Source organism: Saccharothrix isguenensis (assembly GCF_052936305.1).
Genome location: NZ_CP193626.1, coordinates 2,865,890 through 2,891,566 on the forward strand (window position 1 = coordinate 2,865,890; position 25,677 = coordinate 2,891,566).

The window sequence follows — 25,677 nt, forward strand, 5'->3', positions numbered from 1 at the left end:
GGATCAGGCCGACGCCCCGACCGGGACGGCACACGTGCAGTGCATCTCCGACCGTTCTTCCGGTGTCGGCTTCCGGTGCATCAGCATCGCGACCACCATCGGCACGAACACGATGAAGTTGTAGAACAGGTGCAGCTCCACTCGCGGGATGATCAGCTGGATGATGCTGGTCGGGATCGGCTTGTCGAGCAGGTTGGTGCCCGTGGACGACTGGATGATCAGCAGCAGGTGCTCGATGTGGTGCCAGAACTGCAGGCCCAGCGAGATGGCCCACCACTTCTTCGCGCGACCGGTGAAACCCTTGCGCAGCACGAAGAGGAACACGAGCATGACCAGCGCGAAGCCGTAGTGCATGACCTCGGACGTGACCAGCCACGGGAACCACAGGCCCAGCACGCCCTGGGAGGCCGGCAGCGGCCAGCCCAGGACGTAGATCTGGACCGCTTGGGCGATGTGCTCCGCCCAGTGCGCCAGGACGACCACCATGAAGGCGTAGAGCGTCATCTTGTGCCAACGCGTGTTGAGCGAACCCCCGGCGTGGGCCTGGGGGTGTAAGTCGACCATGGTTCCTCCTGCTGCGATCGCCCCGCTCGGGTCGATTCCATTACAACGTTATCGTAGCGAGCGTCCTGACTCTATAAGGCTTTCCGGTGTCGTATCCTCTTCTCCCGTGCTGTTTCTTGTCCGAATGGACGCGTCCGGTCGGGTGACCCGCGCCCGGCCCGTACGCACTCACGGTGGTGCCGCTGCGGCAACTTGGTTGCTTGTCAGGACTAACCCCTAGTAGGGTTCCGGCTCACGGTGTCGAAGCGGAGGGAAATCGCCCGAGACCGCGTTTCGGCTCCGCTGTGGGACCCCCAGCCCGCAGGAGTCGTGCGCACGGGTGGCGTGCATGTCCATTGAGGACTGAACGGCCGCCCCACCGCGCGGATGGGCTGGTACCGGCCTGTCCGCGCGGTCCCGTGCTGTTGATCGCACGCCTTCCGCTCCGGTGCGGTTCCGGGCCGGTGGATGCGCCTCTCGGCATCGTGGGACTGTCACGAAAGTGGTCCAGACATCGCGCCCCCATATCCGCACTTGCGCGCTGTCTCGCGCGTTCGTGCGGTGTTCTTGAGCGGTCCTCGACCAGGTTGTCGTCCGGAATTGAGTGCGGCGCACCTTCCTGCTTGCCTTCCGCGCGGGCGGAAACGGACATGCCGCTGCCGAGGTCGGTGTCGGCGCGTCACAACCGATCACCCGAAAGGCGCAACAATCTGATTCGCCGACTTGCCGGAATATGTGGCGGGTGACTGTCTGAAATGCCCTCCGGAACGTTCACAAGATCATCACAGGGGCGGGGACGACCGCCGTGGCCTGCGTTTGCCTACCTTGTCGGCTCTCCTTGCGCGGGCTGTTGAGGCCCTGGTAGCTTGCAAAAATCGGGCTAATTGGTCCTTACTGGGGGATCGAAAGGGGCTTCCGGGGGTTTGTGGCGCCCTGTGTCGAAATCAATCATGTGCGAATGATTATTGGGGTCGTCGTGGAGGAAGTAATAGAACGGGCGGTATGCCGGGTCATCGACTTCATGCACAAGAACCTCGGTGAGCAGTTCACCGTGGACGACATGGCGCGGACCGCCATGTACAGCAAGTTCCACTTCTCCAGGGCCTTCCAACGCGTCACCGGGGTGTCACCGGGGAGATTCCTGGCGGCGATCCGATTACAGGAGGCCAAACGGCTGTTGGTGTGCACCTCGTTGGCGGTGACCGACATCGGCCATCGGGTGGGATACACGAGTGTCGGCACGTTCAGCTCACGTTTCCGCAGCAGTGTCGGTGTCTCGCCGACGACGTACCGCCAGAGCGGAGGTATGACATCGCCCATGGCGATGCCGGCGGCGTGGCGTGGTTCGGACGCGCGCACGTCGATCGTGCAGGGCGAGGTGTACGCGCCGCTCGACGGTGCGCCCGGACTGATTTCCTTGGGCCTGTTCCGGGATCGCATTCCCCAGGGTGCGCCGATCCGTTGTTCGGTGCTCCACCGACCCGGCCCGTACGTCCTCACCGACGTGCCGGCCGGCACCTGGCACGTGATGGCGCACTCCGTGGCACCGGGCCGCCGCGACGCGCAGTACGGAAGTGGTCCGTTCGGCAAGGACCAGGCGCTGAACGTGGCGTCGTACGGACCGATGACCGTCCGGTCGGGCGTCCCGGTCAGGCAGGTGAACCTGAACCTCCGTCCGATCGGCACGCTCGACCCGCCGGTCCTGCTGGCACTGCCCTACTTCCGCGCCGACATCATGGGTGCGGACGCGGCGAGCTGACCGCCGCCGCGACTCTCCTGCGAAGGCCTGCCGCCCTTCCGGACGGTGGGCCTTCTGCCGTTCAGGGCGTCCGCCGTTCCCGCTTCCGCCGTTCGGGGCTTCCGCGATGCAGGCCTCTGCCGCTCGGGCTGCTGTCGTACGGGTCTGCTGTCGCACTGACCATCGGTCGCGTCGAGCGTGAAGTCCCGCCGTTGCATAGCGTTCCTATCCGATCGCGCCGAGCCCGCACCGCGGCCTGCGGTTCTCCGAAGCCGGTCCCCGGCGGCTTGCACTACTCTTCCCCCACGCGCTGTCGCGCAACGACGACAGCCCGCCGCCGGAAGGGCGACGGGCTGTCCAGTCGGGCGCCAGGTCAGGTGCGCACGGCCTCGCTCTCCTTCGGCGCGCCGTTGGTCAACGGGTCCACCGAGGACGGTTCCAGGACGAGCGCCTTCTCGGCCGCCGCATTCTTCAGCTTCTCCAGCTCGGCCCGGTTCTTGTCGACGAAGTGCAGCGCCCACAGGAACCCGCCGCGGATCAGGCACACGATCGCCGTGGCGAAGAACAGCCCGTACGGGATGCTCATGCCCATCAGGATGCCGTAGACGGCCGCCACGCCGCCGCCGAAGGCGATCTGCGAGGCCGGTTTCGACGGTGATGTGCCCGGGTCGGTCACCATGTAGTTGGTGAACAGCACGAACGCGATGCCCGTCATCATGCCCAGCCCCGCCGGGATCGACACGTCCAGCAGGATGCCGCGGATGACGGCCTGGAGCGCGAACCCGATCAGCCACGCCATGATCAGCCACAGCCGGCCGGTGAGCATGCCGTTGAGCATGGTGCCCGCGGTGATGATGACGGCCGGGATCACCCAGTCCCAGAACGTGCCGACGTGCTCGCTGAAGTGGTACGGCGGCGCGACCGACGCCCACGGGAACACCAGCAGCACGATCGCGATGCCGAAGTTCGACGGGTTCATGTAGTGCCGCAGCCGACCGCGCACCGGCGCCCGCAGCACCCACTTCGCGCCGACCGCGACGACGACACCGAAGACCATCACCCAGATCTGGTCGTTGACGTAGGTCAGCATGTTCACCGCCAGGGCGGTGATGTGCGCGGGGTACAGGAACTCGACGAATCCCCTCACCCCGTTGGTCGAGTAGCGGGGTGGGCGGCCCTCCTGCCGTGCGGAGATCCACTCCAGCCCGATCTCGACCGCGTAGGCGGTGGCCAGGGCGATGAACGGCCACAGCCAGGCCTGCTCGAAGCCGAGGACCGTGTAGCCGAGGATGTTGAAGATGCTGATGGAGATCGCAAAGCGCCTGAGCGCGGTGATGACCTTGGGGTCGTGCCGCGGCGGGCTGGGCGCCGTCGTGGTCTCGGCCATGTCCGTCACTTCTCCTTGGCCTGGTCGCCGAGCCGGAGGTCGTGCCAGCCCGGGGTCAGTGTCATGTCCTGCTCGTGGATGTCGCCGTCGCGGTCGCGCCACTTGATCTGCGCCCGGACGGGTCGGTCGTCGGAGCCGAGGCCGAAGTGCACCTCGTGGCTGCGCTTGCCGGAGTGGCCGCTGCCGCCGTCGACCCGGTTGATCAGCTTGTCGCCCGAAGCGGTGGTGATGGTGACCTGCGCGCCGATGACCGCCGACCCGGCGCCGGGGAAGGAGCCCTCGGTGTCGTCGCCGTCGTGCGTCAGGCGCAGCCCGAGGAACCCGTTGCCGGTGGTGCCGGTGTTGCGGTAGAGGACCGGGTCGGCCCACTGCCGGGAGACCGCCATCTCCAGCAGGCCGTCGCCGTCGACGTCGCCGGTCGCGATGCCGCGGGTCGGCACCGGGATGTTCATGCCCAGGGCGGCGGACGTGTCGGTGTAGTAGCCCTGCCGGTTCTTGGCGAACAGGTGCAGGTGCTGACTGCCGCCGAGGTCGTCACCCGGGCCCACGATCGGCCACCACGCCGGGTTGGACAGCAGCGCGTCGTTGGCCGTGGCCAGCTCCTGGAGCTGGGGCCAGCGGTTCACGTCGCCCTTGACGAAGCCGGTCGCCTGGGCGACCTCCAGGTCGCTGTTGTTGTCGAAGTCGGCGAGCTTCACGTCCCAGCCCCAACCGGACCACGCCAGCTGGAGCGGTGCGCTCTCGTCCTCCCACACCGCGTCGCCCTCCTTGAGGTCGGAGGTGACCACGTCCAGGTCGTCCTCCGTGCTGAGGAAGGCGAAGTGCGACTCCTCGATGCCGAACGACGTGGTGATGTTGCTGACGTACATGTCGTACACGCCGTCGCGGTTGAGGTCGCCGAAGTCGACGCCCATGCCCTTGAACGAGTCGATGCCGACGTTCTTGGACTTCGGCTCCATCGGACCGCGCGAGCCCTCCACCAGTCGGAACTTGAACTCGCCGGGCGTGGACTCGTTGAACAGCATGCGGTCCGGGCCGAAGTCGTTGCCGACGTACAGCTCGGGCAGCAGGTCGCCGTTGACGTCGTTGGCGCTCGATGCCAGGGCCCAGCCCTTGGAGACGTCCACGGCGAACATGTCGTCGTGCAGCTCGAACGTGGCGGACGGCTCGTCACCGGCGGTGCCGCCCGTCCAGCGGAACAGGTAGTCCTCGCCGCCGTTGTAGCCGGCCGACATCGTGTGGTTCATCTCCACGCCGGTCGACTTCGACGGGTCCAGCACCGGGCCTTCGGGGAAGTAGTTCCCGATGAAGATGTCGTCGTGGCCGTCGCCGTCGAAGTCCGCCACGGTCGCGGAGTTCGAGTTCCACTGCGGGCCGTCGTAGACGCCGGACGCCTTGCCGGGAACAAGTTCGGTCGGCTCGTAGGTGTCGGCGTTCATGCCGGTGGCGTCGGACTTGGCCAGGTGCAGGATCGGCGTGCGGCCCCAGAGGTAGATCAGCAGGTCGACCCGGCCGTCCTCGTTGTAGTCGCCCGGCACGCAGCCCATCGGCGCCATCACGTCGTTGACCGGCAGCGAGCCGGACGTCAGCGCGAACGGCTCGTAGCGCGCGGCCTTCCCCGACTCCGGTGCGGGCGTGATGATCACCTGGTCGATGCGCACGTCGACGTAGCAGAGGTCGTTGGACAGGCCGTCGCCGTCGAGGTCGTTCAGCGCGATCGCCGAGCCGACCGAGGAGATCCACGCGTTGATGTGCTGGTAGCGCTGGTTCACCTGGCGGATGGACTGTTGGGTGTAGCCGCCGGGCAGGGCGATCGTCTCCGGCTGGAACCCGAACTGGGCGGCGACGTCCTGCTTCTCCTCGGCCGACACCTGCGGCAGTCGGGCGACCAAGAACGTGGCCGCGACGAGCACGAGTGCCATGACGCCGGGTAGTTGCCTGCGCAGCCAACTGGCTGTCGAGGTCACGGGCAGACTCCTTCCTGGTGGGCGAATTCCTCGGCGATGCGTCGCCGCCACGTCTCGAACGCGGGCCCGGCGCCGACCGCTGTCGGCCGATCGCCGGGCGCGCCTCGCAATGTGCGCCGGTCGGCGCGTGGTGAACTCAACCTCGTCCCCCAAACTCGGGCCCGACGCCCGGACAAGCGAACGGGAAAAGCGTTGCAGAGCGCTCGGGGGGTCAGCTACTCCAGGCTTGCTCATAGAACCGGTGCGGCCCGGTGATAATTTGCCCGCCCGTTGGTTGTATTTAGCTACTCGCTCGCCGGTGTCTTGCCCGAACGACGGGTCCGGGCAAGGCAGGAGTAACTCGGGCATCGATTAGTCGTGGTTCCCGGCGGTGGTTCCGATCGGCACTCAGTCTCGTCGTTTCCGCAGGTAGGGCGTCATCTGTGGCGGTGCCGGCCGAAGGTGGGCCGACATCTTCCGGCCGCCGGACTGCCCTGCCTGGTGCACCGGCGGGCTCGTGCCGGTCGCCGAGCTAAGCAACCTGAAGGAAGCCTCCCGGTGGTGGATCAGTGATGCTCATACCGTCCTCGTTGCACGCCGGTGAAGGCGTGTCCGCGGTAGGTCGGAGTCCTTTGGTCAAGCGGTCGCCAGCCGTGTGAGTGTGTACTTCGTCTATGAGGAAAGAAGGTCGGGCATGATCACGCTGAAAACTGTGAACCTCGAAATCGACGGGCCGAAGGCGACGATTTACCTGAACCGGCCGGACAAGAAGAACGCGATGAACCCGCAGATGCACCGGGACATGAACGCGGTGCTGGACGAGATCGAGGAAGCGGGCACCGTCAAGGTGGTCGTGGTGACCGGCTGCGGTGACAGCTTCAGCTCCGGCATGGACCTCGAAGAGTGCTTCCTGGAGCCGTTCGAGGACCCGCAGCGGTTCTACAAGACGAACCTGGTGGCCCTCAAGTGGTTCCAGCGGCTGAAGGCGTTCCCGGCGGTGACCATCGCCAAGGTGAACGGGTTCGCGTTCGGCGGCGGGTTCCTGGTGACCGGTCTCTGCGACCTGGCGATCGCCGACGAGACCGCGCTGTTCGGCCTCTCCGAGATCAACTTCGGGATCTTCCCGGCGGGCGGCGCCACCTGGGCGGCGGCGCACAACCTGCCGCGCAAGCAGGCGCTGTACTACATCCTCACCGGTGACACGATGACCGGCGCCGAGGCGGCGAAGCACGGGCTGGTCAACAAGGCCGTGCCGGCCGCCGACCTGGACGCGGAGACCGACCGCCTGGTCCGCAAGATCGTCAAGAAGAACCCGGTCACGCTGGCGCTGGCGAAGCAGGTCTACGAGAAGAACAGCGCACAGGAGCTGCCCGCCGCGATCGACTACGACCAGGCGAAGCTCTGGGAGCTCTCCCGCCTCAGCGGCAACGAGTGGATCAACGTGGCGTTGAAGCAGTTCGAGAAGCGCGCCTACCAGCCCGGTCTGAGCACCTACAGCCGGGAGGGCGTGAAGTCATGATCTTCACCGGCCCCGCGGTCGAGATCCCCGACACCTCGCTGACGGACTTCGTGCTGAGCCGGGCCGCGCAGTACGGCGACGCGGTGGCGGCCGTCGACTTCCTGGGCGGCGGCGGGTACACGTTCGCGGAACTCGCGTCCGCGGTGCGCCGCGCCGCCGCCGGGCTGCACGCCCGCGGCTTGCGCAAGGGCGACGTGCTGGCCATGCTCGCCCCGAACGTCCCGGAGTACCCGATCGCCTTCCACGCCGCCGCGCTCGCGGGCGGCGCGGTGGTGGCGCTCAACCCCCTGGACACCGAGGACGAGCTGGCCGACCGCCTGAACGAGACCGGCGCGCGCCTGCTCGTGACCGCGCCCTCCGACGCCGCCAAGGCGACGGCGCTGATCGGCCGCACGAAGGTCGAGGAGGTCTTCGTGTTCGGCGAGGCGGACGGTGCGACGCCGTTCTCCGCGCTCTACAGCGACGACGCGCCACCCGACCCGTCCGTCGAGCCGGCGCTGGACGTGGTCACCGTGCTGCATTCGAGCGGCAGCACCGGTCACCCCAAGGGCGTGCTGCTGACGCACCGCAACATGATCGCCAAGGCGCTCCTGACGAGCCTGGTCGCCCCCACCGCCGGCGAGGAGGAGAAGGCGCTGGCCATCGCGCCCTTCCACCACGCCTTCGGCCTGTCCATGATGATGAACGCCAGCCTGCTCCAGGGCACGACGCTCGTCACGATGCCGCGGTTCGAGCCCGAGGCGTACCTGAAAGCCATCCAGGACCACCGCATCACGCGGCTGTACGTCGTGCCGACGATAGCCGTGCTGCTCGCGCGGAGCCCGCTGGTCGACCGGTACGACCTCTCGTCGCTCCGCTCGATCGTCTCCGGCGGCGCGCCGCTCGACCCGGAGATCGCCCGCCTGGTCCGGGAGCGCATCGGCTGCCGGATCGGCCAGGGGTACGGCCTCACCGAGGCGATGGTGTCGTTCATGCAGGACGACGAACCCGGATCGGCGGCGTCGGTCGGGCGCACGGCGCCGGGCGTGGAGTGCAAGATCGTCGACACGACCACGGGCGCGGAGCTGGGGCCCGACCAGGACGGCGAGATCCTGATCCGCGGCCCGCACGTGATGAAGGGCTACCTCAACGCCGACGAGGCCACGGCGGAGGTGCTGGAGCCGGACGGCTTCCTGCACACCGGCGACCTCGGGCACGTCGACGGCGGCGGCGAGCTGTTCATCGTCGACCGCATCAAGGAGCTCATCAAGTACAACGGGCAGCAGGTGTCTCCGGTCGAACTGGAGGCGGTCCTCATGACGCACCCGAAGATCGCCGACGCGGCGGTGGTCGGCGTGCCGGACGAGGCCAACGGCGAACTGCCCAAGGCCTTCGTGGTGGTGAAGGAACCGGTCACGGCCGAGGACGTCACGGCCTTCGTCACCGCACGGGTCGCGCCCTACAAGAAGATCCGGCTGGTCGAGTTCATCGACCAGATCCCGCGCACGCCCATCGGCAAGATCGAACGCCGCAGTTTGAAGGAACGGGCGCGGGCAGCCCGACACCCCGAGGAGATCCGATGAACCGTCCGAGTGTCGTCTCCAGAGAAGAGTGGCTGGAGGCTCGCAAAGCGCTGCTGGAGAAGGAGAAAGAGGTCACGCACGCCCGTGACATGATCGCGGAGGAACGTCGCCGGCTGCCGATGGTGAAGGTGGAGAAGGACTACCGCTTCGAAGGGCCCGACGGCCCCGGGCTCTCGTTGCTCGACCTGTTCGAAGGTCGCCGGCAGCTCATCGTGCGGCACTACATGTACAGCCCCGGCGCGACGGAGGGCTGCCCCGGCTGCTCGATGCAGGCGGACAGCGTCGGCGAACTCGCGCACATGTGGGCGCGGGACACCACCTTCGCGATGGTCTCCCGTGCGCCGGTGGCGGATTTCGCGCCGTTCAAGGCCCGCATGGGCTGGACGATCCCGTGGTACTCGTCGTTCGGCAGCGACTTCAACTACGACTACGAAGTCTCGACCGAGATGGGCGAGTCGCCCGGGGTGAGCGCGTTCTACCGCGAGGGCGAGGATGTCTTCTTCACCTACTCGATCTTCGATCGTGGCGGGGACATCTTCAAGAGCTTCTACAACTACCTGGACATCACGCACCTCGGGCGCCAGGAGGAGCAGCTCGAACACCCGTGGGACTGGTGGCGCTTCAAGGACCAGTACGACGTCGCGGACATCTCCGGTCCGGGCGAGAACTGGTGGAACGGCACCAGGTACAAGTCGTAGGCGACCGCGAGGCGTGCTGTCCGCGGACGACCGGCCCGGTGTGACCGACCGTGCCGCCGCGTGGTCCGCGGCGACGCCGCTCCGGCTCCGGCACCTGGCGCACCCTCGCGCCAGGTGCCGGTCCCGGAGCCTCGCGGTGAACCCGTACCCGATCGGCGGAAGCCTCGCCGTGGGCGGGCCGGCTGCCGGCAGACTGGGAACCGCGCTGCGGATCCGAGGCTTCCGCGATCGCGCGGAGTCCGGACATGATCCCCACCGATCGACCTCGACCCGGAAGACATCCACGAGTTGGAGGACACCCATGAGCGACCTGTCCGGCAGGACCACGATCGTCGTCGGTGCGAGCCGCGGCCTGGGCCACGGGATCGCGACGGCCTTCGCCGAGGCCGGCGCACCAGTGGTCGCCGTGTCCCGCACCGCGGCCGAGTTCGCCGAGCCGGCCAACGGGTCCGGCACGATCCAGCAGGAGCTCGCGGACGCCGGTGACGCCGACGCGGCGGCCACCCTCATCGACCGCCACGAGCCGGACAACATCGTCCTGGTGGCCGGGGCGACCCCGCACATGCGCTCGTTGCAGGAGCACACCTGGGAGTCGTTCTCGGTCAACTGGGAGACCGACGTCCGGATCACGTTCCACTGGCTGCGCGAGATCCTGCTCAAGCCGTTGTCGCCGGGCAGCCGGGTGGTGGTGGTCAGCAGCGGCGCCGCGTTGAACGGGTCGCCGCTCAGCGGTGGGTACGCGGGTGCGAAGGGCACCCAGCGCTTCATCGCCGGGTACGCCCAGGGCGAGGCGCTGCGCGCCGGTCTGGACATCACGTTCACCACGGTGATGCCCCGGTTCGCGCCCATGACCGGTGTCGGTGGTCCGGCGGTCGAGGCGTACGCGGCCAGTGCGGGTGTGCCCGTCGAGCAGTTCCTCAAGCGCGTCGGCCCCCTGGTCACCCCGGAGATCGCCGGCAACGCGATGGTGGAGCTGGTGCGGTCGGAACCTTCCTCCCTCGCCTCCGCCTACGAGCTGACCGGTGCGGGGCTGAAGCAGTTGCCCTGATCCGACCGGCACACCCACACGGGGGCAGGACCGCGACGTGGTCCTGCCCCCGTTCCCATGCCGGTGGGATCCGCTGTGGACAGTGGGCAGCAGCGAACCGGCCGTCGCGAGGGCAGTTCGCGACGCCGGAGCCGGAGCCGGGCAGGGCAGGGCAGGGCAAAGCAAGGCAGGGCGGGGCGCGGCAGTGCGGTGCGAGGCAGGGTAGGGAGGGCAGGGGCGAGTGGTGGCGGTCAGGACTTCCGGACTGCCGGCGGTCAGCTTCGGCTGGTGACCGCGTCCAGGTCCGCCTCCACCTCGCGACGGCGGCGCTTCTTCGAGGTGGACAACGACGTCGCGGCGGACTTGCCGTCGTCGCCGACGCCGACGAGGAGGCTGCTCAGCATCGCCTCGTAGCAGCGGTCCGCGCCGACCGGGTCGATCAGGTAGCCGCCCAGCTCCAGGTTGACCAGGCCGTGCGTCGTGATCCACATCTCGTGGGCGATCAGCAACGGCTGGGCGTCGCGGAACCGGCCCGCCTCGATGCAGCGGGTGGCGCACTCGACCACGGTGGCCAGGGTGTACCGGCCGTACTGGCGGTCCTCTTCGGTGAGCGAGAAGCCTGCGAGCGACTGGCCGCCGAACATCACCGCGTACAGGTGGGCGTTCGTCTTGGCGTTGTGCCGGTAGGCGTGGCCGAGCACCGCCATGTCGGCCACCGGGTCCTCGGTCCGGCGCACCCTGGCGAACTGGCGTTCCAGCCGGGCGAAGCCTTCGTGCACCATCTCGCGGACCAGGCCGCTCATGCTGCCGAAGTACGTGTAGACGGCCATGGTGGAGGTGCCCGCCTCGGCGGCGATCTTCCGGGTCGACAGCGCCTCGGCGCCCTGCTCGGCCAACAGCCTCGCCGCGATGTCGACGAGTGCGGTCCGTGTCGCCGGGTCGAGTTTTCGTGGACTCACCCACACAGTGTTGCACAACGCCGTTATTTTGCCCTCACGCCGTTATGCGAAAATATCGGGTGTCCACACAGGTCCGGTGCGACGACCCGCCTGGCGTGCCGGTGAATCCGCGGCACGCCAGGCGGTGCGCTCGTCGGGCACCGTCCGATCAGGCGTGGACCGGCTCGTCCTCGCCGGTGGCGACGAGGTCCTTCAGGCTGCCGGCGATCAGGGAACCCCAGGCGTTGGAGCACATGTCGTAGCACTCGTAGGCGGGCACCAGGCCCTGGTGCGTGAAGGACAGCTCGGTCCGTCCGGCCTTCTCCCCGATGTCGAACGTCATCGTGGTGCCGGTCCACTCCGTCTCGTCCTTGGTGAACGAGAAGTAGTTCTCCACCACGAGCCACGAGACCTTCTTGCCCGGGACTGCCTCGGTGACCCGGATCTTGCAGCGCTGCATGTCCCCGTAGCGGTGGATGAACTCGTCGCCGGCCTTGGCGGTGCCGCCCTCGATGTCCTCGGCCCACCACCCGCGGACGTTGATGACGGCGTCGAAGACTTGCTGCGGCGTCGCGTCGACGGTGAAGCCGGTCGCGTAGCTGGTGTCGCCCATGGGTGATCTCCCTTGTTGTCCGGTCAGGGTGTTGAGGTGGTCCGCCAGTGCGTACAGGGGGCCGTCCCAGTCACGGGCCAGCGCTGCCAGGAACTGCTGCGCCACCCGCATCGGGGCCGAGCGGAGCCGGAAGCGCACCCGGCGCCGCGTCCCCCGTTCCGCCGTCACCAGCCCCGCGTCGGCGAGCAGGGCCAGGTGCTTGGCGATCGCCTGCCGGGTGACCGGCAGGCGGCCCGCCAGGTCCGTGGCGGTGGCCGGCCCGTTGGACGCGAGCGCGGCGAGGATGCCGCGTCGCGTGGGGTCGGCCAGTGCGACGAAGACCTGTTCGGCGATCGCCTCGGCATCAGCCGTCATCGAGCTGGTCGACCAGGTCGATCCGGTCTGGCAACCCCATGTCCGGCCTCCGACGAGTAGCGACTGGGTGGTTGCCATACTCCCGCAACCGCTAGGTTGCGTCAAACCTGGACCGGGTGACGGCGCGGTACCCGTTCGAGGGACCGCGGCCGGGTGCCGCCCCGTCGGTCCGGGCGTCCGCGCCTGAATGCGGAAAATCGCTGCCCGCGTCGATCGGAGCAAGCACCCGCGCACATGAAGCAACGCGGGAGAAGTGTTGTCGCCCCGTCCCCGCAACACTCCGTAGTGGGTATTCCGGAAGACTGCAAAAACTCCAGTTAGGAGAGGGCATTGTCAACTGTCGTCCCGTCCCGGGAAGAGTTGGTTCGGCGGGTGTCCGAGATCGCGCCCGTACTGCGGGCCAACGTCGAGTGGTCCATGGAACACCGCCGGCTGCACGAGGAAACGGTCAAGGCCCTGACGGACACGGGGGTCTTCCGCATGAGGATCCCGAAGCGCTACGGCGGATATGAGAGCGACGCCAGGACGATGGTCGCGGTGGCCGACCGGCTCGCCCAGGTCGACGGGTCCGCCGCCTGGGTGGTGGCCTGCTCGTGGATCTCCACGTGGGCCGTCGGCCTGTTCCCCGACAAGGTCCAGGACGACGTCTTCGAGACCCCGGACGTCCAGGCCTGCGCCACGCTGGGACCGGGCTCCGCGACGGCCGTGCCGGTCGAGGGCGGCATCCTCGTCAACGGCACGTGGCCGTCCATCAGCGGCGCCCTGAGCAGCCAGTGGCAGCAGATCTCGGCCATCTTCCTCAACCCGGACGGCGAGCCCTACCCGGTGATGGCGCCGGCCCCGCTCGCCGACCTGGAGATCGTCGACGACTGGCACACCACCGGCCTGCGCGGCTCCGGCAGCGTCACCACGATCGCGAAGGACCTGTTCGTCCCGCAGGAGCGCGTCGTCCCGGTGCCGGCCATCATCAACGCCCAGTCGTCCTCCACGCGGAACGCCGACATCCCGATGTACCGGTCCCCGTTCATCACCGTGGGCACGGCGGCCACCGTCGGCGTGGTCATCGGTATGGCCAAGTCGATCCGCGACTCGTTCTTCGAGCGGCTGCCGGGCCGCCAGGCCACCTACACGCTCGGCCCGAGCCTGGCCGAGTCCCCGGTGACCCACCTGCGGGTCGCCGAGGCGGTCAACAAGATCGACGAGGCGGAGTTCCACGCCGATCGGCTGGCCGGTTTGGTGGACGCCAAGTGCGCCTCCGGCGAGCCCTTCGACCTGGTCGAGCGAGCCCGCGTCCGCGGTGACGACGGCGCGGCGGTCAAGCTGGCCAACGAGGCGGTCGACATCCTGTCGGCGGGCGGCGGCGGCTCGTCCGCCTACACGAAGGTGCCGGTCCAGCGCGTGGTCAACGACCTGCGGACGCTCAGCCTGCACGCGATCATGATCCCGGACGTCAACGCCGAGCTCTACGGCCGGATCCTCTGCGGCCAGGAGCCGAACACCTACTACATCTGACCGGCGCGCGGCCTGTCCGGGCCGGCGGCGCCCCTCGGCGCCGGCCCGGACCACCGAATACTCCGTCCGCGATTGTTCCGCGATTCACCGCACAGCCTGACGCGAATTCCGCATCCACCTGCGTTTATCGAAGAGGAGCGACACAGTGACGACGAACAGCGAGACGGCCGCGGCCGTCCCGACCGACGCCGAACTCGCGGAATCGTTGGACGGAGATTTCCGCAGCGACTTCGCGACCGTGGACGGACTGCGCATCCACTACGTCGCCGGCGGTGAGGGCAGGCCCCTCGTCCTGCTGCCCGGCTGGCCGCAGACCTGGTGGGAGTACCGCAAGGTGATGCCCGCGCTGGCCGCGGCCGGTCGCCGGGTCATCGCGGTGGACCTGCCCGGCATGGGCGGCTCGGACAAGCCCGCCTCCGGGTACGACAAGAAGACCACGGCGGGGGTCGTGCACGGGCTCATCCGCGAACTCGGCTACGAGCAGGTGGACGTCGCGGGCCACGACGTCGGCTCGCAGGTCGCGTTCAGCTTGGCGGTCAACCACCCGGAGTCCGTCCGCAAGATCGCCATGCTGGACATCCTCCACCCGGACCCGTCGCTCTACGAGATCCGCATGCTCCCCACACCGGGCTTCCCCTTCTACCCGTGGTGGTTCGCCTTCAACCAGGTCTCCGGTCTGCCGGAGAAGCTGCTGGAAGGCCGCTCCCGGCACCTCATCGACTGGGTCTTCGACAACTTCCTGGTGGACCAGGGCGCGCTGACCGAGCAGGACCGGGCCGTCTTCGCGCACGCCTACAGCACGCCGGACGCGATCCGCGGCGGCAACGGCTGGTACCAGACGTTCGGCCAGGACATCGAGGACCTCGCCTCCTACGGCAAGGTGACCGCGCCGCTGCTCGGCCTGGTCTCCAACCTCGGCGACGGCATCTACGCCGCGATGATGCAGGGGACGCTCCCCTCGCAGGCGACCGACGTGAAGATCGTCGTCGTCCAGGACGCGGGCCACTACTTCGTGGACGAGGCGCCGCAGACCGTGATCGAGGAGCTCGACCGGTTCTTCGACTGACCCGCCGGACCGGTCCCGGCTCCCCGCCGATCGACGCCGGGAGCCGGGACCGCGCACGGAGGGGCGCACCACGACCGACCCACCGGGAACCGCCGTCCCGAATCCACCGCACCACCACCGAAACGGAGAGCGCAATGCGTGCAGTCGCCGTGAACCGGCAGGGCAGTCCCGAGGTGCTGACGCCGACCGAGTGGGACGAACCGGTCCCCGGCCCCGGCGAGGTCCTGATCGACGTCGCCGCGATCGGCGTCAACTACCACGACCTCTACGAGCGCAGCGGCCTCTACCCGCGCGAGGTGCCCTACGTGCCCGGCCTGGAGTGCGCCGGCACGGTGTCGGCCGTGGGCGCCGACGTGATCGGGGTCGAGGTCGGCGACCTGGTCGCCACGATGCAGATCTCGGGCCCCGGCGGCTACGCCGAGAAGGTCGTCGCGCCCGCCGGCGGCGTCGTGCCGGTGCCCGCCGGTGTGACCGCCGAGCAGGCCGCCGCGGTGTTCCTCCAGGGCATGACGGTCCACTACCTGACCCGTGACGCCCACACCGCGAGTGCCGGTGAGACGGTCCTGGTGCACGCCGCGGGCGGCGGGGTGGGCCTGCTGCTCGTCCAGGTGCTGCGGTCGCTGGGTGCCCGGGTCATCGGCACGGTGTCCAACGCCGCCAAGGAGGAGGCGGCACGGGGAGCGGGCGCGGAGGACGTGATCCGCTACACGGAGGTCGACTTCGTCGAGGAGGTCCGGAAGCTCACCGGCGGCAAGGGCGTCGACGTCGTCTACGACGGGGTCGGCCAGGCCACCTTCGCCGGGAGCGTCTCCTGCCTGCGCACGGCCGGCACGGTCGTCCTCTTCGGACAGCCCAGCGGCATGGTGCCGCCCATGGACATGAGCGTGGGCCCGTCCCCGTCGTTCAAGGTGATCCGACCCACCCTCCCGGACTTCATCGCCTCCCGCGAGGCGTTGACCGCCCGTGCCGCGGACGTGTTCGCCTGGGTGAGCACCGGCGGTGTCACCGTCCCGATCGGACAGACGTACAAGCTGGAGGACGCGGCCGAGGCGCACGCGGCACTCGAAGAGCGCCGCTCGGTCGGCAAGCAGCTGCTGCTGCCCTGAACGATCACACCCCGAGTGACCACGCGCTGAACGACCACACGGCGAACGCCCTTCCGCGAGTGCGGCGGAAGGGCGTCTCGCGTCGTGGCCGGTCGACTCGGGTCAGTCCTGGCGCGTCAACGTGAACAGCGGGATGCGCCGCGGCGTCCTGGCCGGGAACTCGGCGATGTGCGGGAACTCCTCGACCAGGTCCCGCCACAGCTCGTCGTACCCGGCGCCGTCCACCTCCTCGGCGAGGACGGTGAACGTCTCGGCGCCCAGTTCGACCGTGATCCTCGGCTGGGCCTTGAGGTTGTGGTACCAGCCCGGGTTGCCGCGGGAGCCGCCGTTGGCCGCGATGACCGCGAACCGGCCGTCACCCCGGTCGGAGCACCCCACCGGAGTGACGCGCTCGACGCCGGACCTGGCGCCGACGTGGTGCAGCAGGATCAGCGTGAAGTCGGCGAACGGCCCGCCCACACGACCTCCGCCGGCCCGGAACTCCTCGATGACGCGCCCGTTGAAGTCCGACACGGCCGGCTACCGGAACTTCCCGAAGCCCATGGTGATGTCGTGCAGCTCCATGGTGGTGGGGAACATGTGCGTGGGCTTCTGCGGCCAGCCGGGAGGGGAGTCCTCCCACTCCTCGCGCCTGCCGTACGGGGTCAGGTCGAGGATGCCGGTGACGAACACGTGCTGCTCGATGCCGCGGCCGGTGGTGTTGTAGGTCCGGTGGACCCGGTCGCCGTCGCGCAGGAACACGTTGATCATGAAACCGCCGCCGGCGCCCGTGTCGCGGGAGAAGGACGTCCCGTGCGACGAGGCCATCGGAAGCGTCCAGCCCATGCGCGACCAGTACGCCTCGATCTGGTCGAGCGGCATGTCCGACACCGTCAGGTACGTGATGCCCTGGTCCGCCAGCAACTCCGGCGCGTTCGGGGGCACGTTGTTCGTGAACCACGCGCAGCCGGGGCAGTAGTGGTCCGGCCCGTTGTTCATGTACTGGTAGAGGACCAGCTCGTCGCGGCCCAGGAACAGGTCGAGCAGCGTCTTGGGCCCTTCGGGCGTCTCGAAGACGTACCCGCTGTCGAACTCGACCATCGGAAGACGCCGTCGGCGTGCGGCCAGCGCGTCGAGCACTTGGGTGGCTTCCTTCTCCGCCACCAGGAGTTCATCCCGGGCTCGCTGCCACTCCGCGGCCGAGACGACTTCCGGTTTCGCCATGGATCGAGTGTAGGGCGATGTCACCTGGTGACCCTCCGTTCGGCGTGATCGGGCAATCTGGGAGAAAGCCGGAGTGCGCCGTGCCCCACCGCGATCGGATCGCCCGGTTGCGGTGGGGCACGGTGGTCCGACTAGGCCTCGTTCGCCACCGGCACGGCCGGGGCGTCCGCGCTCGGCTCCTCGCGCGACCGGAGCCCGAACCAGACGAACGCGGCGCTGAGGACCGTCACGGCGACGCCGACGCCCACCGCGAGGTGGATGCCGTCCAGCTGCGACGCCTGGGTGGCGGCTATCGCGCTCAGGATCGGGATGCCGATGGTGATGGCGACCTGCTGGGTCATCATCGTGAGGCCGCTGGCCAGCCCCTGCTCGTCGTTCGGCAGGCCGGACGTGCCGGTCACGGTGTAGGCCACGATGGCTGTCACGTGCCCGAAGAAGCTGATGAGCAGCGCCGGGATGACGACGGCCAGCCCGATGCGGTCGGTGCCGAGGAAGATCAGCGGGATCGCCGCCAGGGTCTGGACGAGCATGCCCGCCGGGAGCACCTTGCGGTAGCCGTAGCGGCTGAGCATGCGACCGGCGATCGGACCCGCGAACACCGCGGCGAGACCGGGCACGCCGAAGATCAGGCCGGTGGCGACGGGGCTGAAGTCCAGCACGTTCTGGAGGTACAGCGTCATCATGAAGATCGTGGCCGTCTCCATGCTGAAGACCACGAGACCCGCGTAGTTGGCCCACTTGACGTTCGGGCGCTTGAGGATGCGCGGCGGGGTGAGCGGCGCGGCGGCGCTGCGCTCGATCATCCAGAACACGGCCAGCAGCACGACACCGACGACCGCCGCGATGAGGCTGGCTTCGATGATCGCGTAGACGACGGCCAGCAGACCACCGGTCACGGTGATCGCGCCGCGCACGTCCAGCTTGACCCGCTCGGGCATCTTGCTCTCGGGGATCAGGAACGGCGTGAGCACGATGATGGTCAACGTGACGGGCACGTTGATGAAGAACGTCGCCCGCCAGCTGAGCAGGCTCACCAGGGCGCCGCCGACGAGCGCGCCGATGGTGAAGCCACCGGACAGCAGGGCGCCGTTGAGGCCGAGGACGCGGTCCCGGATCGGGCCCTCCTCGAACGTCGTGGTGAGCAGCGACAACGCCGCCGGGAGCGCCATCGCGGTGGCCAGGCCCTGCAACGCGCGGGCGGTCAGCAGCATCTCGGGGTCGTTGGCGAAACCGCCGAGCAGCGAGGCGACGGTCAGCAGCACCATGCCGAGGACGAACAGCCGGCGACGGCCGAACAGGTCGGCGAACCGTCCGAAGAGGAGGGTGAAGCCCGCCGAGGGCAGCGCGTAGGCCGATGCGATCCACGGCAGCGCCGTCACGTCCAGCCCGACGCCCTCGCCCACCTCCGGCAGCGCCACGTTCAGGATGGAGAAGTCGACGGACACCATGAACCCGGCGCCGAGCAGGACCAGCAGGATCAGTCGCTGCCTGCCGGTGAAGCGCGGGGGCGAGGTAGTGTCGGTAGCCAAGGCGATTTCCTTTCCCAAGAATCCGGTGTGGGTCAACAACTGCACGTCGTCGGGTCGGGGGTCGCAGGTCGGCGACGCGTCCCGGTGCGTCGTCGCGGATGTCTCCTCGTCGCCCGCCCGGTTGCGGTCGACGAGGCCTTCGCGGTGCGGCGGGCGGGCAGCCGCCTCGCTTCACCCGGTTCCAGGGCACGCCAGGGACACCGCTGCAGGCGGTGTGCCTCGAACTTCTTCCCGGACTTGCCTCCGGGCTCACGTGTGGCAGTGGTCGCCGTGCCCGGCCTGCGCCGGGCGCCGGGACCGGTGTGCTAGTCCTGTTCCCGTTCCGCCGCTTCGGCGACGCGCTTGATCGCCGCCAGCCTCCCGTCCCAGTCCGCCGCGAGTGAGGTCATCCACCGCGCCGTCTCGTCGAGCTGGGCGGGCTGCAACGCGTACCGCACCTCGCGCCCGACGCGGTTGCCGCACACGAGCCCGGCGGCGTCGAGCACGGCGAGGTGCTTGGCCACCGCCTGCCGTGAGACGGGGAGTTCCTCTGCCAGCGTCGTCGCCGTGACCTCGCCCCGGGCCGCGAGCAGGTCGAGCAGTTGGCGTCGCGTCGGGTCGGCCAGTGCGATGAGGACGCTGCCGACCGTCTCGGCGCCGCGGCGACGCTTGTCCGTCACACGACCTGTTCGGCGCGCGCCTTGAACGCGTCGAACACCTGGTGCCACCCGGTGGTGTTGTTCTTCAGCGCGTCGGCGCGGACGTCGTCGGCCGCGGACAGCGCCGCGAACCCGCTCTCGACGACGCGCAGGCGGGTCTTGTCTCCTTCCGCCGTCAAGGTGAACTCCACCAGGGTGCTGTTGCCCTCGCGCAGCTCCTGGCCGGGGAACGCGCTGGCCCAGCGGTAGGCCACGTACGTCGGCGGCTCCACCTTCTCCACGCGCACCGGGAAGTCGCCGAACTCCTGGTTCCGCGCCACCACCGACTCGCCCTCCTTGGCGACGGTGCCGGCGATGCTCCCCTGGTCGGCCACCCAGAAGCCGGGTTCGGCCACGAGCGACCAGACCCGCTCCAGCGGAGCCGCGATCAGCGTGTCGCGTTCGATCCGGTCGTCGATCATCGGGAACCCCTCGCTGCCGCCGTCAGGTGCAACGGCATGGTTGCACGCCGCCGACTCCAGGCGCAACCCATCAGTTGCACACCGATCGGGTGGTGCGGGGGCCCGCCTGTCGCAGTGCGCCGGGTGGTGGCGAGGGACTGCGCGGAACGACGGAAAGCCGTCTCGCAGGATGCCGTCCCGGCTCGCGGAGGGCCGGCGCGGACCGCGAGTCGGCGGTTCCCGCAGGGGTGACGTCATTCACAAGAATGTTGTTCCGCAAGCGTGAAGTAGCCCTCGACGGGCCGTGTGTCGCATTCTCGGGCGACATGCCACCGGCCTCCCGGACGTCGACGGGGAATGCGTGTGGCGGGCCGGAGATCGCGCGGTGTCGATTGACGGTCGTGCGGTCGGCACGACGTGGTCCGTTATCACGTGCCGCTTTCTCCGACCTCCCGTCTGGTACGGCTTCCGGGAGATGTCGTCCGGCCCTGCGGGAAGTCGCCCGCTCACCGGCGAAGCACGCGATCCGGCGCGCCGCTACCACCGCCCACGGGCGGCGTCAACCGCACCTTTGAAGAAGGCCGTCGCCGGTCGCGGTCGTAGCCTCCATGTATCTCCGACGCGGCAAGGGGGCGGACATGGGCGGCCAGGTGCTCGCACGTGGGTCGACCCCGCCCCGCGCCCCGGTCGCCGGTGTCACGGCCCGCGCGGTGACCGGTCCGCTGACGACCGGCCTGCTGATCCCGCCGACCTCCTGGCCGCAGCACGACCGCGCCGCGGACCCCTTGCCCGGCGTCCCGACACCGTCCGCGTGATCGCGCGGTGGACCGGCCGGCACGTGGTGCCGGCCGGTTCTTCCTTTTCCCAGGAGGCCTCAGGTGTTCGACCCCGAAACCGCCAACATCGCCCGCATCTACGACTACTACCTGGGCGGGACGTTCAACCTGCCCTCCGACCGCGCCCGCGCGGAGCGCATCAAGTCCAACCTGCCCAGCATCGACATGCTCGCCCGGTTCAACCGGGGATTCCTCCGCCGGTCCGTCGAGTTCATGCTGGACCAGGGCATCACGCAGTTCCTCGACCTGGGCTCCGGCCTGCCCACGGCCGGCAACACGCACGAGGTCGCCCAGGCCCGCTTACCCGAGGCCAAGGTCGTCTACGTCGACTACGAGCCGGTCGCGGCCCACCACGGCGAGCTGCTGCTGGCGGACAACCCGAACGCGGCGATGGTGTGCGCCGACGCCCGCCAACCCGACGAACTGCTCGCGGACCCGCGCGTGCTCGACCTGATCGACCTCGACCGGCCGGTGGGGCTCGTGATGACCGGCGTGATCGTGTTCGTGGGCGACCACGAGGACCCGTTGAGCATGATGAAGGGCTACCGCGACGGCGTCGCGCCAGGCAGCTTCACGGCCCTGTCCCACCTCACCGACGAGCAGGCCGAAGGGGAGGCGAAGGTCCAGATCCACGACATGATCAGGGCGTACAAGGGCGTCATCGAGCAGCTCTACGTCCGCGACCGCAGCGCGATCGAGGCACTGTTCGAGGGGATGACGCTGGTCGCGCCCGGCGTGGTCCTGATGCCCGAGTGGCGCGCCCGCCCCGCCGCCGACGTCGCCACGGGAAGCCCGGCGCACCACCTCGGCTACGGGGCCGTGGGTCTGGTCCGCTGACGCCGAGATCCGTCGACCGCCGTACCCGGCCGCGCCGTGCGCGCGGCCGGGCTGCTCGGTTCCGGCACGCGTCGGGCTCAACGCGGGCAGCGGGACTCGCGCCTGGCCGATGCCCCGCGCCGATGCCCGCACCGATGCCCCGCACCGGGGGCATGTCGCCTTGTGGCCGCAAGTCGTCCGCCGTCCGCTGCCGCCGGGTGGCGGTGTGGACTACCCGGAACGCAGGCGTGCCGTCTCGCAGGTTGCGGTCCTCGTTCGCGGGTCGCCTCCGCGGACCGCGATCCTGCTAGCGTCCACCGCGGTGCGCGTTCTCGTCGGCTGCGCACGAATACTCGCGTCGTGGTTCGGCGCTTCCGGCATGGGTGACTTCATTCACGGGAAATAGCGTTCCGCAAGCGTGGAGTAGACCCTGGCCGGCTTTGCGGAGCAGTCTCGGGTGAAACCGCCGCTCGCGTCCGGATATCGACGGGAATACGTGTTGTCGGCGAGAGATCGCACGGGGTCGATCGACGGTCGTGCGGTGCACGACGTGGTCGCCGGAACGAGCGGAATGGGGGACGGTTGTGCGGGATGCGATAGGGCGTGCGATCGACACGATGTGGAACCGGTACCACGAGCCGCTGTCGCTGGCCGACATGGCCGGTGCCGCGATACTGAGCAAGTTCTACTTCTCCAGGGTCTTCCGGTCGCTCACCGGAACCTCGCCCGGACGGTTCCTCACCGCGATCCGGCTGACCAAGGCCAAGCACCTGCTGCTGGAGACGAGGTTGAGCGTCACCGAGATCTCGTACATGGTCGGCTACAACAGCCTCGGCACGTTCACCAGCCGCTTCACCCGCAGCGTCGGCGTCCCGCCGGCCCGTTACCGCGCGCTCTCGTACGAAGGGGTCCTGTCGCTGTCGACGTACCCCGGGTCCACGGGCGGGCGTGTCGGCGCGGTGTGCGGCTGGGTCGGCGTGCCCGCGACCACGACGCCCGTGCGGGTGTACGTGGCCGCGTTCAAAGACCCGATCGCACAGGGGGTTCCGAGCGCGTGCGACATCCGCGACGGTTCCGGACCGTACCGGCTGGAGGTGCCGGAGGGGGAGTGCTTCATCCGGGCCGCCGTGGTGGCCGTCGACGACCCCGACCCGTACCCGTGGAAGCGCCGGCCGCTGTTCATCGGGGCCACCGAGCGGGTCTCGGTGCGGGCGGGCAAGACCGTGGAGGCGGACGTCGAGACGAGGCCGGCGTGCCTGCTCGACCTGCCGATCCTGCTGGCCCTGCCGGAACTCGACAGCCGCACCACGCCCGATGTGGTGACCGCTGCCGCCGGCGCACAGCCGGCCGGGCACAACCAACCGGGCACCGCCTGAGGTCGAGGAGGCCGGCACGTGCGGACGTGGCTGACCAAGCCCACGGCGATCGCCGGGTTCCTCCTGCTCGTCGTCGCGGGCGCGGCGATCGGCGGGCTGGTGGGCGGCCCGGCCGCCACCGTTGTCGGGGCCGGAGCCGGTCTGCTGACGGCCGTGCTCCTGGCGGTCGCGGTGGACCGGCTCGCTTCCGCGTTGGTGGCGCCTTCAGCGCGCGACTCGGCGAACGGGCCGCCGCCCGACCAGAGCACGCGGTGACTCCCGTCCTGAACAAGCAGAACGCCGGCAGCCCCGATCGGAGCTGCCGGCGAAGTCGTCCGTGCGGTCAGGTGGAAGGCACGGTCGGTGGAAGTGGACCTGTGTCGGTAGCCTCGGTGCGAATCCTCATCCAGCTGCCCACCCGCCGTGCCGCGGCCAGGCTCGCCCACGACGTCAGGTCGATCAACGCACCGTCTTCGGGCTGCCCGGCGCGGAAGCGGTCGATCACCGACTGGTCGATCTGATAGGACGCCAGGGCGGTGAGCAATGCCAGCCGTGCGGCCGGGTGGTGTGCCGCGGGAAGGGCTTCCACCGCGTCCTCGACCCACGCGCGGCTCACTCCCACGGGCCTGCCGTCCCACCGCGAGAGGTGTTCCGACACCAGGTCACGCACGTCTGCCGGGACCGAGCGGCGACCGGCTTCCCCGATGGTGGCGGCGGCCCGCGCGAACGCCTCGGCGATGACCGGATTCCCCGCCGCCCAACGCAGATCGGCCGGTAGCGGCGCCGTCGCCAACAAGTCGAGTGAGGCGCCCGGCCGCGGGCCACGGCGTTCGGCGGACTTGATCAGCCGGACCAGCACCCGGCGCACCACGCCCATCGCCGCGACCGGCGCACCGGGCGGCAACGGCAGCTCGCCCAGGAAGATGTTCACCATCCGGTTGAGGTACTGGAGGACCACCGCCGTGCCGACCATCTCCGGCGCCTGGTCGACCGGGAACGGCACCGGGTGCGCGGCTCCCGTGTCCGGGAACGCGTTCGCGGTGGCCCACTCGGCGGCGGCCCGAGCGGCCCGGTCGGGGATGGTGCCGTCCCGGTAGCCGACCAGGTCGTTCAGCATCGACGAGTGCATCGAGATGCAGAACGGGCACTCGTTGCCCAGGGAGACCGCGGTCGACACCGCTTCCTTCCACGCCCGCGGCACCGTCCCCGGCACCAGCAACGTCTCCCGCAGCATCAGCCAACCGGCCGCCATCACGTCGGGAGAGGGCGAGTGGAGCGCGATCGGCGGCGCCAGCACGCCGAAATCCCGTTCGAGCTCCCGGTAGACCCGAGCCACATCGCCACCGGCCGCGCCGTACCGGACCGCGCGCACCTGCCGCACCTGCGCGGTGGACAGGCCGCGCAGGCCGGCCTGGATCACTGTTCCTCGCATCGGAATCGTTCCTCCGCCGGACGATCGGGACGACAAGGGTCTGGAAGACGCGCGAGCCGGTGCTCAGGCCGTCGACCGCACCGCGGACCGCACCGTCATCGGCAGCCCACCGCGCACGCGCAGCGTCAACATCGGCTCGCCCCTGACGTCGTACCCCGGCACGGTGGCGAGGCGCAACTCCCTCACCACGCTCGCCACCACGATCGTCGCCTCCATCATGCCGAGGCCGCTGCCGACGCAGACCCGTGGCCCCGCCCCGAAAGGGATGTAGGCGTAGCGGGATCGCCCGGATGCGCGGCCCGGTTCGAACCGGCGCGGGTCGAACGCGTCCGGGTCGTCCCAGAAGTCGGGATGGCGGTGCAGGGTGTAGGGGCAGATCAGCACGTCCGCCCCGGCCGGCACGTGGTACCCGCCGATCTCGTCCTCCTCGCGGCTCAGCCGCGGCAGGATCCACACCGGCGGGTACAGCCGCATGACCTCCTGGATCACCATCGTCGTGTACTTCAGCCGGTGGATGTCCTGGAACGTGGGCAGCCGGTCGCCCAGCACCTCGACCACCTCGGCGTGCACCCGTTCCCACACCTCGGGGTGCTGGTCGAGCATGTAGAACGTCCAGCTCAACGTGCTGGCGGTGGTGTCGTGCCCGGCCAGCAGCAACGTGACCAGCTCGTCCCGCATCCGCTGGTGCCCGGCCTGGGCGTCCGGCTCGCGCCGCGTCACCTCGACCAGCCGGGACAGCACGTCGTCCCCGCCCGGGGTGGGGTTCGCGGCACGGTCGGCTGCGAGCCGGGCGACGATGCGGTCCAGGTCCGCGCGGGCGCGGCGGAACCGCCGCTGGTTCGGCAGCGGCACCCAGGTGGGCACCGCGCTCAACGACATCATCTCGAAGATCGCCTGGTTCTGGACCGCGTCGAACGACTCCCCGAGGGACTCGAACGCGCCGAGGTCGGCGTCGAGCAGCGCGCGCCCGAGGACGCCGAGCGTCAGCCCGGTCATCTCCTCGCTGATGTCGATCGGCCCGCTGCCCTGGTGCCGGCGCAGCCGCTTCACCAGACCCGCCGCCTCCCGCGCGATCACCTCGGCCTTGCCGGCGATGCGCTTGGCCTGGAAGACCGGCTGGATCGTCTTGCGCTGCGCCTTCCACAGCTCGCCCTCGCTGGTCAGCAGGCCGTCACCGAGCGCACGACGGGCGTGGACCAGGCCGATGCCCTTCAGGTAGTTGCCGGGGTTGTCCGCCAGCACGTGCTTGGCGTGGTCGGGGTGGTTGAAGAAGTACATCGACTTGGGGCCCAGGCGCAGCCGGACCGCGTCGCCGTACTGCCGCGACACCGACGTCATCACGTCGAGGCGGTCGCGCGCCATCCTGGCCAGCAGGCTCAGCGTTTCGCTGCGCGGCGGTCCGGGCAGCGACCGGCGCGG

24 protein-coding genes and 1 pseudogene are annotated in these 25,677 nt (G+C 69.5%); 12 read left to right on the forward strand and 13 right to left on the reverse strand.

The window, feature by feature from the left end; translation table 11 throughout:
- Positions 1–3: 3 nt before the first annotated feature.
- On the reverse strand, positions 4–564 hold the full coding sequence (locus tag ACRAKI_RS13560) for a hypothetical protein (RefSeq protein WP_447007424.1): 561 nt from the start codon (positions 562–564) through the stop codon (positions 4–6).
- Positions 565–1,468: 904 nt separating this feature from the next.
- Between ACRAKI_RS13560 and ACRAKI_RS13565 the strand changes: the two genes are divergently transcribed.
- A complete protein-coding gene (locus ACRAKI_RS13565) occupies positions 1,469–2,302 on the forward strand; it encodes a helix-turn-helix domain-containing protein (RefSeq protein WP_447007425.1) in 834 nt (277 codons plus the stop codon).
- 352 nt (positions 2,303–2,654) lie between these two features.
- Here ACRAKI_RS13565 and ACRAKI_RS13570 read toward each other — a convergent pair whose 3' ends face one another.
- Together ACRAKI_RS13570 and ACRAKI_RS13575 are read right to left on the reverse strand one after the other, a co-directional pair.
- Positions 2,655–3,668, reverse strand: a complete 1,014-nt coding sequence (locus tag ACRAKI_RS13570; protein WP_447007426.1) for an enediyne biosynthesis protein — start codon at positions 3,666–3,668, stop codon at positions 2,655–2,657.
- 5 nt (positions 3,669–3,673) lie between these two features.
- The gene (locus ACRAKI_RS13575) at positions 3,674–5,635 is read right to left on the reverse strand and encodes a CRTAC1 family protein (protein WP_447007427.1); all 1,962 of its coding nucleotides are present in this window, start codon (positions 5,633–5,635) and stop codon (positions 3,674–3,676) included.
- A gap of 691 nt (positions 5,636–6,326) precedes the next feature.
- Between ACRAKI_RS13575 and ACRAKI_RS13580 the strand changes: the two genes are divergently transcribed.
- From ACRAKI_RS13580 to ACRAKI_RS13595, 4 genes are all read left to right on the forward strand, one after another.
- On the forward strand, positions 6,327–7,133 hold the full coding sequence (locus ACRAKI_RS13580) for a p-hydroxycinnamoyl CoA hydratase/lyase (protein ID WP_447007428.1): 807 nt from the start codon (positions 6,327–6,329) through the stop codon (positions 7,131–7,133).
- Positions 7,130–8,695, forward strand: coding sequence for an AMP-binding protein (locus tag ACRAKI_RS13585; protein ID WP_447007429.1), 1,566 nt, complete (start codon positions 7,130–7,132; stop codon positions 8,693–8,695). The genes ACRAKI_RS13580 and ACRAKI_RS13585 overlap by 4 nt, the downstream gene beginning before the upstream one ends.
- Complete coding sequence (locus ACRAKI_RS13590) at positions 8,692–9,393, forward strand: DUF899 domain-containing protein (protein WP_447007430.1); 702 nt, start codon at positions 8,692–8,694, stop codon at positions 9,391–9,393. The genes ACRAKI_RS13585 and ACRAKI_RS13590 overlap by 4 nt, the downstream gene beginning before the upstream one ends.
- Positions 9,394–9,694: 301 nt before the next feature.
- Positions 9,695–10,441 carry an SDR family NAD(P)-dependent oxidoreductase gene (locus tag ACRAKI_RS13595; RefSeq protein ID WP_447007431.1) on the forward strand — a complete coding sequence of 249 codons (747 nt, stop codon included), beginning with the start codon at positions 9,695–9,697 and terminating at the stop codon, positions 10,439–10,441.
- Positions 10,442–10,695: 254 nt separating this feature from the next.
- Here the strand turns inward: ACRAKI_RS13595 and ACRAKI_RS13600 are convergent, their stop codons facing one another.
- From ACRAKI_RS13600 to ACRAKI_RS13610, 3 genes and pseudogenes are all read right to left on the reverse strand, one after another.
- A complete protein-coding gene (locus tag ACRAKI_RS13600) occupies positions 10,696–11,379 on the reverse strand; it encodes a TetR/AcrR family transcriptional regulator (RefSeq protein ID WP_447007432.1) in 684 nt (227 codons plus the stop codon).
- A 148-nt stretch (positions 11,380–11,527) separates the two neighbouring features.
- A complete protein-coding gene (locus ACRAKI_RS13605) occupies positions 11,528–11,971 on the reverse strand; it encodes an SRPBCC family protein (protein WP_447008413.1) in 444 nt (147 codons plus the stop codon).
- Positions 11,972–12,004: 33 nt separating this feature from the next.
- Positions 12,005–12,325, reverse strand: a pseudogene (locus ACRAKI_RS13610) (ArsR/SmtB family transcription factor); the annotation flags it as partial.
- 372 nt (positions 12,326–12,697) lie between these two features.
- Here ACRAKI_RS13610 and ACRAKI_RS13615 point away from each other — a divergent pair.
- The 3 genes from ACRAKI_RS13615 (at position 12,698) to ACRAKI_RS13625 (ending at position 16,009) form a co-directional block, all read left to right on the forward strand.
- Positions 12,698–13,837, forward strand: coding sequence for an acyl-CoA dehydrogenase family protein (locus ACRAKI_RS13615; protein WP_447007433.1), 1,140 nt, complete (start codon positions 12,698–12,700; stop codon positions 13,835–13,837).
- Positions 13,838–13,982: 145 nt separating this feature from the next.
- Positions 13,983–14,903 (forward strand): alpha/beta fold hydrolase, encoded by a 921-nt coding sequence (locus ACRAKI_RS13620; protein WP_447007434.1) that lies wholly within the window; start codon positions 13,983–13,985, stop codon positions 14,901–14,903.
- 134 nt (positions 14,904–15,037) lie between these two features.
- On the forward strand, positions 15,038–16,009 hold the full coding sequence (locus ACRAKI_RS13625) for a quinone oxidoreductase family protein (RefSeq protein WP_447007435.1): 972 nt from the start codon (positions 15,038–15,040) through the stop codon (positions 16,007–16,009).
- Positions 16,010–16,111: 102 nt separating this feature from the next.
- On the opposite strand, the gene ACRAKI_RS13630 is transcribed toward ACRAKI_RS13625, so the two are convergent.
- From ACRAKI_RS13630 to ACRAKI_RS13650, 5 genes are all read right to left on the reverse strand, one after another.
- Complete coding sequence (locus tag ACRAKI_RS13630; RefSeq protein WP_447007436.1) at positions 16,112–16,522, reverse strand: nitroreductase/quinone reductase family protein; 411 nt, start codon at positions 16,520–16,522, stop codon at positions 16,112–16,114.
- Between the two features lie 6 nt (positions 16,523–16,528).
- Positions 16,529–17,212: a DUF899 family protein gene (locus ACRAKI_RS13635; protein ID WP_447007437.1), complete on the reverse strand. Its 684-nt coding sequence runs from the start codon at positions 17,210–17,212 to the stop codon at positions 16,529–16,531.
- Positions 17,213–17,343: 131 nt separating this feature from the next.
- Complete coding sequence (locus tag ACRAKI_RS13640; RefSeq protein WP_447007438.1) at positions 17,344–18,741, reverse strand: MFS transporter; 1,398 nt, start codon at positions 18,739–18,741, stop codon at positions 17,344–17,346.
- A 305-nt stretch (positions 18,742–19,046) separates the two neighbouring features.
- A complete protein-coding gene (locus ACRAKI_RS13645) occupies positions 19,047–19,400 on the reverse strand; it encodes an ArsR/SmtB family transcription factor (RefSeq protein ID WP_447007439.1) in 354 nt (117 codons plus the stop codon).
- Positions 19,397–19,840: an SRPBCC domain-containing protein gene (locus tag ACRAKI_RS13650; RefSeq protein WP_447007440.1), complete on the reverse strand. Its 444-nt coding sequence runs from the start codon at positions 19,838–19,840 to the stop codon at positions 19,397–19,399. Before ACRAKI_RS13650 ends, ACRAKI_RS13645 begins: the two co-directional genes overlap by 4 nt.
- A gap of 587 nt (positions 19,841–20,427) precedes the next feature.
- Between ACRAKI_RS13650 and ACRAKI_RS13655 the strand changes: the two genes are divergently transcribed.
- The 4 genes from ACRAKI_RS13655 (at position 20,428) to ACRAKI_RS13670 (ending at position 23,102) form a co-directional block, all read left to right on the forward strand.
- Positions 20,428–20,634: a hypothetical protein gene (locus ACRAKI_RS13655; RefSeq protein ID WP_447007441.1), complete on the forward strand. Its 207-nt coding sequence runs from the start codon at positions 20,428–20,430 to the stop codon at positions 20,632–20,634.
- Between the two features lie 63 nt (positions 20,635–20,697).
- A complete protein-coding gene (locus ACRAKI_RS13660) occupies positions 20,698–21,492 on the forward strand; it encodes an SAM-dependent methyltransferase (RefSeq protein ID WP_447007442.1) in 795 nt (264 codons plus the stop codon).
- A 596-nt stretch (positions 21,493–22,088) separates the two neighbouring features.
- A complete protein-coding gene (locus ACRAKI_RS13665; RefSeq protein WP_447007443.1) occupies positions 22,089–22,847 on the forward strand; it encodes a helix-turn-helix transcriptional regulator in 759 nt (252 codons plus the stop codon).
- A gap of 18 nt (positions 22,848–22,865) precedes the next feature.
- Positions 22,866–23,102 (forward strand): hypothetical protein, encoded by a 237-nt coding sequence (locus ACRAKI_RS13670; protein WP_447007444.1) that lies wholly within the window; start codon positions 22,866–22,868, stop codon positions 23,100–23,102.
- A gap of 67 nt (positions 23,103–23,169) precedes the next feature.
- Here the strand turns inward: ACRAKI_RS13670 and ACRAKI_RS13675 are convergent, their stop codons facing one another.
- Positions 23,170–24,258 carry a carboxymuconolactone decarboxylase family protein gene (locus tag ACRAKI_RS13675; RefSeq protein WP_447007445.1) on the reverse strand — a complete coding sequence of 363 codons (1,089 nt, stop codon included), beginning with the start codon at positions 24,256–24,258 and terminating at the stop codon, positions 23,170–23,172.
- Positions 24,259–24,321: 63 nt separating this feature from the next.
- A complete protein-coding gene (locus tag ACRAKI_RS13680) occupies positions 24,322–25,620 on the reverse strand; it encodes a cytochrome P450 (RefSeq protein ID WP_447008414.1) in 1,299 nt (432 codons plus the stop codon).
- Positions 25,621–25,677: the final 57 nt, after the last annotated feature.

Coding starts and splice junctions, on each gene's coding strand:
- ACRAKI_RS13595 (WP_447007431.1), top strand. CDS start 9,695: ATGAGCGACCTGTCCGGCAGGACCACGATCGTCGTCGGTGCGAGCCGC.
- ACRAKI_RS13570 (WP_447007426.1), bottom strand. CDS start 3,668: ATGGCCGAGACCACGACGGCGCCCAGCCCGCCGCGGCACGACCCCAAG.
- ACRAKI_RS13560 (WP_447007424.1), bottom strand. CDS start 564: ATGGTCGACTTACACCCCCAGGCCCACGCCGGGGGTTCGCTCAACACG.
- ACRAKI_RS13665 (WP_447007443.1), top strand. CDS start 22,089: ATGTGGAACCGGTACCACGAGCCGCTGTCGCTGGCCGACATGGCCGGT.
- ACRAKI_RS13625 (WP_447007435.1), top strand. CDS start 15,038: ATGCGTGCAGTCGCCGTGAACCGGCAGGGCAGTCCCGAGGTGCTGACG.
- ACRAKI_RS13585 (WP_447007429.1), top strand. CDS start 7,130: ATGATCTTCACCGGCCCCGCGGTCGAGATCCCCGACACCTCGCTGACG.
- ACRAKI_RS13655 (WP_447007441.1), top strand. CDS start 20,428: ATGTATCTCCGACGCGGCAAGGGGGCGGACATGGGCGGCCAGGTGCTC.
- ACRAKI_RS13650 (WP_447007440.1), bottom strand. CDS start 19,840: ATGATCGACGACCGGATCGAACGCGACACGCTGATCGCGGCTCCGCTG.
- ACRAKI_RS13635 (WP_447007437.1), bottom strand. CDS start 17,212: ATGGCGAAACCGGAAGTCGTCTCGGCCGCGGAGTGGCAGCGAGCCCGG.
- ACRAKI_RS13605 (WP_447008413.1), bottom strand. CDS start 11,971: ATGGGCGACACCAGCTACGCGACCGGCTTCACCGTCGACGCGACGCCG.
- ACRAKI_RS13675 (WP_447007445.1), bottom strand. CDS start 24,258: ATGCGAGGAACAGTGATCCAGGCCGGCCTGCGCGGCCTGTCCACCGCG.
- ACRAKI_RS13680 (WP_447008414.1), bottom strand. CDS start 25,620: ATGGCGCGCGACCGCCTCGACGTGATGACGTCGGTGTCGCGGCAGTAC.
- ACRAKI_RS13590 (WP_447007430.1), top strand. CDS start 8,692: ATGAACCGTCCGAGTGTCGTCTCCAGAGAAGAGTGGCTGGAGGCTCGC.